The organism is Evansella cellulosilytica DSM 2522, from assembly GCF_000177235.2.
GTDB classification, from domain to species: domain Bacteria; phylum Bacillota; class Bacilli; order Bacillales; family Salisediminibacteriaceae; genus Evansella; species Evansella cellulosilytica.
In genome coordinates, this window is the sequence record NC_014829.1 from 2,683,758 (window position 1) to 2,695,999 (window position 12,242).

Below are 12,242 nucleotides of genomic sequence, written 5' to 3' on the forward strand. Positions count from 1 at the left end.
CATTCAGCTCCCCAAAAGTTGTTCAACTACTTTTTCTTTTGTAGCTAAAGCGATATCATCCGGTACGTTTTGTCCAAATGTAATATATGATGATCCAATGCCATAGTTTAATGCAACATTTAACATAGCCCCGTGGGACTGTGTTTCATCAGCCTTTGTAAAAATTACTTTATTAATATTTATAGCCTGAAATTGATCAATAATTTTTTTCATATCATTATATTTAGATGTAAGAGACAAAACGAGGTGTGTCTCCATTTCTTCGTTAAAATCAATCACTTCCCCGAGTTGCTTCACATATAAATCATTTAAAAAATTCCTACCGGCGGAGTCAACTAAAATGACGTCATACTCACTTAAGCGGTCCTTCGCATTTTTAAAGTCTTCAATGGAATAAACTACTTCGACAGGTACGTTTAATATTTTTGCATATGTTTTTAATTGTTCAATAGCAGCAATCCTGTATGTGTCTGTAGTGATAAACGCCACTTTTCTTCCATCAGAAATTGCTATTTTAGCAGCTATTTTAGCTAAAGTTGTTGTTTTCCCTACACCGGTAGGACCGACAACATTTAAAAAACGTTTTTTATAGTTAAAAGGACTATAATCAATGTGAGAAAGAAGATCATTAATAATCTCCTTGGTCCATTCATGAATCGTCTCTTTTGATTTTTCGTCGCCATTCTCGGAATACCAACGTTTTAAAAGCTGCTTCATCACTTGTAGCCTTGAAACATCCTCAACATCTATAGAGTTGAGAAGTTCATTAATCTCTTTTAAATGGCCAGGGTAGTCTCCACTATCTGTGCTGTTGGCATAAGTTGTTAGTCTTTGCTCTATCAATTGTTTTATTTGATTAATTTCTTGCGCTAATTCAGATTTTGAAGCGACTTGACTTTTGGGAACTCTCTCTCTGTTACTCGTTTTTCTTTTAACAGATTGTTTTATCTCAGGGTCTATAGCAGCTATTACTTCAATCATTGACTTTGTAAAGAATCCTAAAAAACCGCCACTATCTACCCTTTTTGAATTTAAAATTACTGCATCATTGCCTAGCTCTGCTCTTATTTTAGCCATTGCTTCTGGCATATTTTTTGCTGTATACTTTTTTACCTTCACGAAACATTCACCACCCCTACACTTTGCACCTCAACATGGGCTTCTAACTCGTTATAGGATAAAACAGGAACTTGTGGTATATACCTTTCAATTAAGTGTCTAAAGTACATACGTACTGCTGGAGAACATAAAATGATCGGCATTTGCCCTGTTTCTTGCATTCTTTCTACTTCCTGCACCGTCGCCTCGATAATGGATTGCATCATGTTCGGGTCCATATTTAAGAATCCGCCATGTTCTGTTTGCTGAATCGCATCTGCTATATGCTTTTCAACAGACCCACTAACAGTAATGACGTAAAGCGGTTCTCCTTCTGAAGCATACTGCCTAGAAATTTGTCTCGATAGCGATTGACGCACATATTCAGTTAGTAGATCTGTATCCTTCGTCATTTGTCCATAATCTGCCAACGTTTCAAAAATAATTGGTAAATTTTTTATTGAAATTTTTTCTTTTAATAAACGACTTAAAACCTTTTGTATCTCCCCAGTCGATAGTGGATTAGGTGTAACATCTTCTACTAGCGTAGGATAAGATTCATTTAGGTGATCAATAAGCTGTTTCGTTTCTTGTCTACCTAAAAGTTCATGTGAATGTCTCTTGATTACTTCTGTTAAATGGGTAGAGACTACGGATGGTGGGTCTACAACCGTATAGCCTGCTAATTCTGCTTGGTCCTTTATGTCTTCACCTATCCAAAGTGCCTGTAAGCCAAAGGCTGGCTCCACAGTTTCAATTCCTGTAATGTTCTCATCTTCTACACCTGGACTCATCGCCATAAAATGATCTAAAAGTAACTCCCCTTTTGCTACTTCATTCCCTTTTATTTTTATCGAATATTCGTTAGGTTGAAGCTGAATATTATCCCTAATTCTAATAACTGGCACAATCATGCCCATTTCAATCGCTAATTGACGGCGAATCATTACCACTCGATCAAGTAAATCTCCGCCTTGGTTTGCATCAGCTAACGGTATTAAACCATACCCAAACTCAAATTCAATCGGGTCTACTTGAAGTAGGTTAACTACACTTTCTGGTGATTTAATATCCTCTTCTTGATCCTCTATTTCTCCTTCAGCATCTTCCATTTGCATAGCTTGCTGTTCCGTTCTTCCGAGCATAAACCCACCAATCCCGAGAACGATAGCAACAGTTGTTGTTACAATTGCTTCAATTGGAGTTGCAAAACCCAATAGTGCAATCGTCCCACCTGCCACATACAACATTTTAGGATATGCAAATAACTGTTTCGTAACATCATGACCTAAATTACCTTCAGAGGCAGCTCTTGTTACTACAATTCCAGTTGCTGTTGATATTAATAGTGCGGGAATTTGACTTACTAATCCATCCCCAACCGTTAATAGAGTGTATTTTTGCGCAGCCTCAGCGAGTGGTAGTCCTTGCTGCACCATTCCGATTACGAGTCCGAAAATAACATTAATTAGTACGATTACAATTCCAGCAATCGCATCCCCTTTTACAAATTTACTCGCTCCATCCATAGAACCATAAAAGTCAGCCTCTTGTTCTATTTTTTTTCTTCTTTCCCTTGCTTCAGTGTCAGATATCATACCTGCATTCAAATCAGCATCAATACTCATTTGTTTACCAGGCATCGCATCTAACGTAAACCTTGCGCCAACCTCTGAAACTCGCTCAGCACCTTTTGTGATTACCACAAATTGAATAACAACTAAAATAATAAATACGACAAACCCTACAAGTGCATTTCCTCCTACAACAAATTGTCCAAATGTATCAATTACATTCCCCGCATCACCTTTATCAAGAATAGATCTCGTAGTAGATACATTTAATCCGAGACGAAATAAAGTAATTAATAATAACAAGGTAGGAAAAATAGAAAATTGTAGTGGTTCTCTCGTATTCATTGAAACTAGAATAATTAATAGCGCAATCGTTATATTTACTATTATTAAAAAGTCAATAATCCCTGTTGGTAAAGGGATTATGAGCATGATAACGATAAGAATAACCCCGAGCAATATACTAAAATCTTTAATAGGCATTTTGCGCTTCTCTCCTAACTAGTTTCCATCTATAAAAAAATAACTTAAAGTTTATTTTGTATTCGATATACATAAGCAAGCACTTCTGCTACTGCTTTAAATAAATCCTCTGGTACAGGATCTCCAATATCAGCTTGAGCGTACAAAGCTCTAGCTAATGGTCTATTTTCAACTGTCATCACATTATTGTTTTTAGCGATGTTAATCACTTTTAATGCAATGAAGTCAACTCCTTTAGCTACAATAATAGGTGCGGCCATATTTTGGTCATCGTATTTAAGTGCAATGGCATAGTGAGTAGGGTTCGTTATTACAACGTCTGCCTTTGGAACTTCAGCCATCATTCTACTCATTGCCATTTGGCGTTGTTTCTCTTTTATCTTTGATTTTATTAGAGGGTCACCCTCTGTTTTTTTGTATTCATCTTTCACATCTTGTTTCGACATTTTAATATTTTTTTCATGATCGTATTTTTGATATAAGTAATCAAAAACGGATAAAAAGATGAGTAGAAATGCTACAGCTAACCCCATCATAATGAGTAAATTTCCGATGAGTCTTACACTTTCACCAACAGAATATAGTGATAGCATTAAAATATCATCAATAGCTATCCAAATTACTGTAAAACCTGCAAATCCAACACATACTATTTTTAATAATGATTTTAAAAACTCCACTAGTGCTCTTACAGAAAAAATTCGTTTTGCCCCTTGAATTGGATCAAGTTTGCTTAACTTCATTTTTATAGCTTCTGGAGCAAATAAAATACCTACTTGTAAGTAATTACTAAAAATAGCCGCTAGCATCGCAATAAACATAAATGGCCCTACTACAATTGCTGCTTGTATGCTGAAGTTAATAAACATAGAATAAACATTTGCTTCCGTCAGCTCCATCAGCAAATACTCCTGAAACGAATACCTTGTAATACCAATTAACTGATCAACCGAGAAGCTCCCCATTAGCCAAAAAGCTAAAAATACGAATAAAAGTATAAAGGAAGTATTCACATCTGAGCTTTTCGAGACTTGTCCTTTTTGTCTAGATTCTTTCCTCTTTTTAGGTGTTGCTTTTTCTGTCTTTTCTTGAGCAAAATACTGTATGTCAAGCTTGATGTACATTTAAGTTACCCCTCCATACAGTTCCATTAACGTCCTCATTGTGATGATCATCGTTTCAATAAGCTGATTTACTACCATAAAAAATGGAGCCATTACAAGCAATAACAAAATAAAACCAACTAATACTTTCAACGGCATCCCTACTACAAACACGTTTATTTGTGGTACCGCTCTTGAAACCATACCTAAGGCTAAATCTACAAGAAAAATGGACCCAACTATAGGCATTGCCATTTGAAAAGCAATTAAGAACATCGTACTGAAGGTGACTACAACATGGTCTAAAATAGCCTCATTACCAAATGGAATAAACAGTTGATCCATTGGTATAAACTGATAGCTGTAAAAGACTCCGTCTAACAATAGATGATGTGCGTCTGTAGCTAATAAAAATAAAATAGAAAACGTATATAAATAACTTCCTGTCAATGGACTTTGTGCCCCAGTTTGAGGGTCAATGACATTGGCAATCATCAATCCCATTTTATAGTCAATAATTCCACCAGCTACTTGAATGGCGTATAATAAAATCATGGCTATTAGACCAACAGTAAGACCAACAAGCGCTTCTTTTATAATGAGTAAATAAAAATGATAGTTTATTTCAAGTGCTGGCCAATCACCAGCAAAGAACATAATCCACGATATAAAAAGTGCTAAACCTATTTTTAGTGGTGCTGGAATGTTTTGATATGAAAAAAAAGGTAGGGTAATTAGGAAAGCAGATACCCTAACTAAAACTAACATAAAGGCAGGTAGCCACTGTATGATTTCAATCATTTATCTTCACCCTATAAAATGGTGCAAGTTACTAAAAATTTGTTCTGCAAACGATATGATTATAGATAACATCCAAGGTCCAAATACGATTAACGCAACTAATACACCAACTATTTTCGGTATAAAGGCAAGTGTTTGTTCTTGTATTTGTGTAGTTGCTTGAAATATACTTACTAATAATCCAATAGCTAATGCAGTAATTAATAGTGGCCCTGCTATCATAATAACCGTATATACACCACGTTCAGCTAAGGAAATAACCGTTTCTTGATTCACATTTCATCATCCTTTAAAAGCTAAGTAGCAATGAGCGCACTACTAAGTGCCACCCATCAACCATAACAAACAGTAATATTTTAAATGGTAATGCGATCATGACTGGTGGTAGCATCATCATCCCCATAGACATTAGTACACTAGCAACGACCATATCTATCACTAGGAAAGGAATAAATATCATAAATCCAATTTGAAAAGCCGTTTTTAGTTCACTAATTGCAAAAGCAGGAACTAGTGCGGTAAGCGGTATATCATCCAATGTCTCTGGCCTAGGTAAGCCTGCATACCCCATAAATAAAGCTAAATCCTTTTCTCTAGTATGCTGAGCCATGAACTCTTTCATAGGAAGTGCCGCAGCATCAAAAGCTTCTTCTTGTGTCATTTCTCCAGCGAACATTGGCTGTAAAGCTTGCTCATTCACTTCTGAAAAAACAGGTGCCATGATAAAAAATGTAATAAATAATGCTAATCCGACTAACACCTGATTTGGTGGCATTTGTTGTGTAGCCAATCCTGATCGAACGAATGATAAAACGACAACAATACGAGTAAAGCATGTCATTAATATTAATATACTAGGTGCGATGGAAAGAACTGTTAACAGTAATAACAATGATACAGTAGTAGTTAAATTGTTAGGATCCTCACTAAAAATATCAAGTGCTGGTATTTCAATCATTGTTCTTCTCCTTCAAAGCTTGGTTAATCCTATCCTTGGATTCCTTTACTTCTTTTAACTCTCTATTAAGAAGGTGCTGAAAATTTTTCTTTTCGTCCGTTGAAGGAGTAGCGCCATTAAGCCGTTCTTTAAACCAAGTTGATAGCTTCATCATTGGTTCATCAAAAACCTCTTTTGGTTTATTTTCTTGAATAACTCTTTCTACTTCCTCTTGATCTTCAATTTCCTTCAATAATTGAATAGAATCCCCAACGCCTAATACAAACAACTTATCTCCTACACGTACCACTTGTACTGACCGGTTTGAACCAAGTGAAATTCCACCAATACTTTCTAAAGTACTGTGCTGACGGAATGATTTACTTTTACTATTTACAAACTTTAGTAATCCATATATGAGGAAAATAATAAATCCAAGTGCGAGAAACATTTGTATAGTTAGCCATAAAACACTTTGATTGTTTTCCACTGTGAATGTCTCATCATCCTCAGTACTATCTACAATTGCAGGTGAGCCTTCTTCTTGATCACTATTAATTGGCTCATGTTCAGTTCTATTGAGCATGTCACCAACATTTCCGTTCCCCTCGCCCCAATCATCTGCTAAGTAAGTAGAGGGGAGTAACAAGAACACTCCTACAATGGTTAATAAAAACACTCTTTTTAGTTGCACGAATAACAACACCCCTCTAATGATAACCTACCCAAGTGTTTTATTAATCGCTTCTAGTACACGTTCAGCTTGGAAAGGTTTTACAATAAAGTCTTTTGCTCCTGCTTGTATCGCATCAATTACCATCGCTTGTTGCCCCATAGCAGAGCACATAATGACTTTTGCATTTGGATCCACTTTTCTAATTTCTTTCAGAGATGTGATACCATCCATTTCTGGCATTGTTATATCCATTGTGACAAGATCAGGCTTATGCTCTTTAAACATCTCCACTCCTTGTGCACCATCTCCAGCTTCACCAACTACCTCAAAACCATTTTTAGTCAATATATCTTTAATCATCATTCTCATAAATGCAGCATCATCTACTATTAATACTTTTACCGCCATGTTAATGCCTCCCCTTATTCGTGTAGTAATTATATTATAAATTATTTAGTCTCTCTCGTTTACTAACAATATCTGTCACTCGAACTCCAAAGTTTTCATCGATGACAACAACTTCACCTTTAGCAATCAATCGCTGGTTTACAAGTATATCAACTGGTTCTCCAGCAAGTTTATCCAATTCGATAATAGACCCTTGAGTAAGCTCTAATATATCTTTAATAGACCTTTTTGTTCTTCCAAGCTCAACAGTCACTTCTAATGGAATATCGAGTAGCATGTCGAGGTTTTTTGCCTCATTATTTCCTAATTGTGGTGTTTCAAAATTAGAAAAAGCTGCTGGTTGCACTTCTGCAGACCGATCTGGAAGCCTTGAACCATTCGAAACAAATTGAGGCTCTTGTCTTGCAGATTGATGTTGATTAGTCGCATCCATTTGTGGCTGTTCGTTTGTCTGTGGGAATGCTTGCTGCGTAACTGTTTCCTCTACAGGTTGAGTGTTCACATTAGCATCCTTTTCTGTAATGTCTTCAATTGGTTCAGGATTTAATAACTGGTCAACCATATCTTTAGCAAATTCAACGCTTACTAATTGCATAATCTTTGAATCTATTAAAGTTCCTACTTTTAAATCAAATGATATTTGTAACATAACGTCATCGTCTGGAAATGTAACTTTATCAGGATCCTCTTTTAAATTTAATTGCTCTACATCCGGAGGAGAAATATCGACTCGTTTATTAAATATTTGTGACATAGAGGTAGAAGCAGATCCCATCATTTGATTCATCGCTTCCTGAACTGCACTAATTTGCATTTCCCCTAGTTCTTCACCAGCATTCGTACCGTCATTCCCTAACATTAAATCCGCAATGATTGCAGCATCAGTATTTTTAATTACTAATAAGTTCATTCCTTCAAATCCTACAGTGTACTGAACTGAGACGGCGATGTGTGGTTTTGGAAATTGTTGATCAAGTTCAGAGCTTTTTACAATAGATACTCTAGGTGTTGTTATATCAACCTTTTGATTTAATAATGTCGACAGAGCTGTTGCCGAACTTCCAAAAGAAATATTCCCAATTTCTCCTAGTGCATCCTGTTCAATACTAGAGAGATAGTCCTCTATATTAATTGTACTCTCTTGTTTTTCTTCTGTATCTTTGTCATCCTCGTCTAAGTTAATACCATTTAGAAGTGCATTAATTTCTTCTTGCGATAGCATATCACTCATCGTCACTCTCACCTTCCTTCACAATACTGTCGGTAATTTGTACAGCGAGCTTACCTTTCACCTTTCCAGGTTGCGAATAGTATTTTGGCTCGTTTCCTAATTTAACAAGCAGTGGGTCATCAATAGTTTGATTTAGCTCGATAACGTCATTTTCACCTAGTTGTAAAAACTCTGCTATAGAAATTTGCGATTGACCAAGCTCTACTATCACATCTAATGGTGCCTGTTTTAAGTTCTTTTCAAGTGCTGACAATTCACCTGGCTGTCTATCCTTTTTCTTTTGCTGCATCCATAAATGGATCGATAGCTTCGGTAGGATAGATTCTATTACAACGTGTGGTAAGCAAATATTCATCATTCCCGATGCTTCTCCGATAGTCGTCGAAAGCGATATAACTACAACCGTTTCGTTTGGTGATACTAGCTGTAGAAATTGCGGGTTGACCTCGATTTCATCCATTACAGGGTCTAAATCCACAACCGACTCCCATGCTTCCCTTAAAGTTTCAAGTGACCTTTGAAATAGTTGAGAAAGTATTTTCGTTTCTATTTCCGTTAAACTTTCGACTTTATTTAATGCTTCTCCTTGGCCACCTAGCATACGATCAAGCATAGCGTAAGCGATATTAGGGTTGACCTCGATAACAAAGCGCCCATCTAATGGAAAAGGCTCAAATACATTTAATATCGTCATTTTAGGTACGGAACGAATGAACTCATCATATGGTAACTGGTCAACAGAAGCTACCGCTACTTGTACATATGTTCTTAATTGAGCTGATAATTGAGTCGTTAATAACCTAGCATAATTTTCATGGATTCTCGTTAAACTTCGAATCTGATCTTTTGAAAACCGGAGGGCTCGCTTAAAATCATATACTTTTATTTTTTTCTGCGTTTCTTCTTTTTTTAATTCATCAGCGTCCATCTCACCTGTAGATAGTGCTGATAATAAGGCATCAATTTCACCTTGTGATAAGACATCTGCCAAAGGAGCCTCACCTCTCTTTACTTACTTTCATGTAGCTTAATATAGTGTACAAAGTAGTTGTTATTGAATCATTCGTTTATTCATATAAACTTCGACTACTTCACCACTCTGCATTATTTCATTTATTCTTTTCTTTATACCATTTTGCATCTTTACTATTCCCTCAGACCCTCTAAAGTCGCTTTCTCTCATATCTGAGAGCTCTTGTATAATAATGTTTTCAACTTGAAAATCTCTTTTTTGGAACTCATTTACAGCATCATCATTATCTAGCTGAATAACAAATTGCGTTCGAATAATATGATTTGACAATAAGTTTGTCGTTATTTCTTCCGTTTCCACAGAAACCTTTAAAATATCGTCTATTGTTGGTTCCCCTTCAGCTCTCGTTTCCTGAAAAACTTGCGTATACAATACTGTTGCTAACACACCAATAAGAGTCAGGGTGATTAATATGATTAACATAATATTGACTAAGCGATTTTTCACCATTTTCTTCACCCTTCCTCAGATTGTTGTATTGATTTAACATTTAAGGATGTAAGCCCTATATTTTGATAAAAAAGATTTGCCTTTTCCAACACTTCACATTCTTTTTCTTGCACAACAATCTTTTTACCATTTGTAAGTGAAATAGTTGTGTCTGGAAATGCTTGTATTTGCTCGATATATAATGCATTCAATATAAATTTGTCATTGTTTAAACGTGTTAATTCAATCATTTATTCATTGGCGAACTGCCACATTCACCTCCTTAAAAAGGGAGAAGATGTACCAAAGTAAATGGCGCTTGATACACCTCCTTAACCTATATTAACGCTTCAGATTTACTAATTCTTGCAGTATTTCATCAGAAGTAGTGATCATTCTTGTATTTGCTTGAAAACCACGTTGCGCTACGATCATTTCAGTAAATTCTTCAGAAAGATCAACATTTGACATTTCAAGAGATGCACCTGTTAACATTCCTCTCCCTCCATCACCAGCTAAGCCAACTTGAGGGTTACCAGAGTTGTTTGATACCATATACAAATTATTCCCAGATTTAGAAAGACCACCAGGGTTATTGAAAGTTGCTAAAGCAATTTGTCCTAATAAGCGAACTTCACCATTAGAGAAAACACCCATAATTTCTCCAGCTTGGGATATGCTATAGCTTTCTAGGGTACCATCCACATTACCTGAAACGTAATGAATATCTGCTGTTGAATTTCGAGCATATTGAGACATTCTTGAAAAGTCTAATTCGATATTTAAAGGATTGGCGTTGTTTCCAGGATTAAAGTTAACCGTCATATCATCTGCCGCTACAAATGAACCGTCATTACCAAAATTCACATTTCCTAAAGCTTGTCCTCCAGCTTGAACTGTCCATTCATTTCCAGCTTGCTTTTGAAATGTTAGTTCTAAATAATGCATATTCCCTAAGGAGTCTATTACTGGATAAGGTACATTCACTGTTTCTCCAACCTGTGTTTCTGAATTTAAATTACCTTTAAACTGCGCTTCATCCGTCGCTTGTGGAGGAATTAATTGACCAGAAGCAATCTGTAATGGCCCTAAAGTGTTTGTGTCTAACTCGCCATCTACTACAGAATAGCCTTGAACTCTTAATCCATTAGCATTTACTAAGTCTCCGTTCTCGTCTAAGTAGAAGTTACCTGCACGTGAATAATATGATTGTCCTCCATCGTTGACGATGAAAAATCCATCTCCAGTAATCCCTATATCTAAGTCTCGTCCTGTTGTCTGGAGTGAGCCTTGCGTATGAATAGTATCTATTGAACCCATTGAAGTACCTAGTCCTACCTGCATTGGGTTAATACCACCACGATTGTCCGTTGGTGTTGCTGCTCCTGACATTTGTTGACTCACTAAATCTTGAAAAGTCACCCGTCCTTTTTTAAATCCTGAAGTATTTACATTTGCAATATTGTTTCCGACAACATCTAGCTTCGTTTGAAAGCTTTTCATACCACCAATTCCTGCATACATTGCTCGAATCATTTTTTTTACCCCTTCCATCAAATGTGTTTTTGCTGTCTCCATCGTTTAACAGCATATGACTTCCTTACGGTCCAGCCATTTTATTTAATCCATTAATATAGCACCATTTATATTTGTGAAAATTTGAGATTGTGCTTCACTTCTATCCATTGCAGTAATTACTGTTTCATTTTTCGCACTGACAACTAATGCAATATCGTTAGTTAAAACTAATGAGTCATTAACACCTTTTGTTTGTGCTTCCATCACTTTTGAGTGAATTTCATCCCATTTTTCGCTAGGAATTTGAATCCCTCTTTCTTGAAGTCTTTTTTCTGCATGTTTACTTATTTTTAACGAGCTTTGATCAAGAGATTGATTCAAGATTGTTTGGAATGACACATCAGACTTATTTACTTGCTTTTGCTTCGATATTGGCTTATGCAATAATTGCTGCATATGGTGAGGCATGATCTTGTGATTCATAAATACCCCTCCAAACATTTATTTCGCCGATTTAATCACCTGTATATCCTTTGTTGAAACTGTATGCTGATCATCAATAACTAAAGATGCAGATCCATTTTGAAATTTAACAGATGTTACAACACCTTCTACAACTTCCATCCTTTTAGATCCGTCCTCATTTACTCGTTCTCTCTCCCATTGAACTTCTTTCCCGATTAACTCGCTATGGGAAACAAATTGGTTTTGATGGGAATCAAGGAACTTTTGTAAATTCGTATTCATATTTGTCATTTGTTCAAGTGATGTAAATTGCGCCATTTGTGCAATAAACTCTTTGTCTTCCATTGGGTTAAGTGGGTCTTGATTTTGTAGTTGTGTAATTAAAATTCTTAAAAAAGCATCCTTATCTAAATCACCAGTATTTCTTGCTTTTTGCTGTTTTTGAAAGTCTGATAAATACAAACTATCATTAATAGTATTAGGCAT

15 protein-coding genes are annotated in these 12,242 nt (G+C 36.0%); all 15 read right to left on the reverse strand.

Going from position 1 to position 12,242, the window contains the following annotated elements:
* Nucleotides 1-3: 3 nt before the first annotated feature.
* The 15 genes from flhF to flgD all read right to left on the reverse strand — a co-directional run bounded on the left by flhF (nt 4) and on the right by flgD (nt 12,242).
* Nucleotides 4-1,119: a flagellar biosynthesis GTPase FlhF gene (gene flhF / locus BCELL_RS12280; RefSeq protein WP_013489073.1), complete on the reverse strand. Its 1,116-nt coding sequence runs from the start codon at nt 1,117-1,119 to the stop codon at nt 4-6.
* Nucleotides 1,116-3,155, reverse strand: coding sequence for a flagellar biosynthesis protein FlhA (gene flhA, locus BCELL_RS12285; protein WP_013489074.1), 2,040 nt, complete (start codon nt 3,153-3,155; stop codon nt 1,116-1,118). Before flhA ends, flhF begins: the two co-directional genes overlap by 4 nt.
* Before the next feature lie 44 nt (nt 3,156-3,199).
* Nucleotides 3,200-4,279: a flagellar biosynthesis protein FlhB gene (gene flhB / locus BCELL_RS12290; RefSeq protein WP_013489075.1), complete on the reverse strand. Its 1,080-nt coding sequence runs from the start codon at nt 4,277-4,279 to the stop codon at nt 3,200-3,202.
* Entirely contained in the window at nt 4,280-5,059 is a 780-nt protein-coding gene (gene fliR / locus BCELL_RS12295) for a flagellar biosynthetic protein FliR (protein ID WP_013489076.1), read from the reverse strand.
* Nucleotides 5,060-5,065: 6 nt separating this feature from the next.
* Complete coding sequence (gene fliQ / locus BCELL_RS12300; RefSeq protein WP_013489077.1) at nt 5,066-5,335, reverse strand: flagellar biosynthesis protein FliQ; 270 nt, start codon at nt 5,333-5,335, stop codon at nt 5,066-5,068.
* Between the two features lie 13 nt (nt 5,336-5,348).
* The gene (fliP, locus tag BCELL_RS12305) at nt 5,349-6,017 is read right to left on the reverse strand and encodes a flagellar type III secretion system pore protein FliP (RefSeq protein ID WP_013489078.1); all 669 of its coding nucleotides are present in this window, start codon (nt 6,015-6,017) and stop codon (nt 5,349-5,351) included.
* The gene (fliO, locus tag BCELL_RS12310; RefSeq protein WP_049786641.1) at nt 6,010-6,690 is read right to left on the reverse strand and encodes a flagellar biosynthetic protein FliO; all 681 of its coding nucleotides are present in this window, start codon (nt 6,688-6,690) and stop codon (nt 6,010-6,012) included. The genes fliP and fliO overlap by 8 nt, the downstream gene beginning before the upstream one ends.
* Before the next feature lie 27 nt (nt 6,691-6,717).
* The gene (locus BCELL_RS12315; protein ID WP_013489080.1) at nt 6,718-7,080 is read right to left on the reverse strand and encodes a response regulator; all 363 of its coding nucleotides are present in this window, start codon (nt 7,078-7,080) and stop codon (nt 6,718-6,720) included.
* Between the two features lie 34 nt (nt 7,081-7,114).
* Nucleotides 7,115-8,311, reverse strand: coding sequence for a flagellar motor switch phosphatase FliY (gene fliY / locus BCELL_RS12320; RefSeq protein WP_013489081.1), 1,197 nt, complete (start codon nt 8,309-8,311; stop codon nt 7,115-7,117).
* Complete coding sequence (gene fliM / locus BCELL_RS12325; RefSeq protein ID WP_013489082.1) at nt 8,304-9,302, reverse strand: flagellar motor switch protein FliM; 999 nt, start codon at nt 9,300-9,302, stop codon at nt 8,304-8,306. Before fliM ends, fliY begins: the two co-directional genes overlap by 8 nt.
* Before the next feature lie 60 nt (nt 9,303-9,362).
* Entirely contained in the window at nt 9,363-9,794 is a 432-nt protein-coding gene (gene fliL, locus BCELL_RS12330; RefSeq protein WP_013489083.1) for a flagellar basal body-associated protein FliL, read from the reverse strand.
* A 5-nt stretch (nt 9,795-9,799) separates the two neighbouring features.
* Complete coding sequence (locus tag BCELL_RS12335) at nt 9,800-10,024, reverse strand: flagellar FlbD family protein (RefSeq protein ID WP_013489084.1); 225 nt, start codon at nt 10,022-10,024, stop codon at nt 9,800-9,802.
* Nucleotides 10,025-10,115: 91 nt separating this feature from the next.
* Nucleotides 10,116-11,309, reverse strand: a complete 1,194-nt coding sequence (locus BCELL_RS12340) for a flagellar hook protein FlgE (protein ID WP_013489085.1) — start codon at nt 11,307-11,309, stop codon at nt 10,116-10,118.
* An 84-nt stretch (nt 11,310-11,393) separates the two neighbouring features.
* Nucleotides 11,394-11,774 carry a TIGR02530 family flagellar biosynthesis protein gene (locus tag BCELL_RS12345; RefSeq protein WP_013489086.1) on the reverse strand — a complete coding sequence of 127 codons (381 nt, stop codon included), beginning with the start codon at nt 11,772-11,774 and terminating at the stop codon, nt 11,394-11,396.
* Nucleotides 11,775-11,792: 18 nt separating this feature from the next.
* On the reverse strand, nt 11,793-12,242 hold the full coding sequence (gene flgD, locus BCELL_RS12350) for a flagellar hook assembly protein FlgD (RefSeq protein WP_013489087.1): 450 nt from the start codon (nt 12,240-12,242) through the stop codon (nt 11,793-11,795).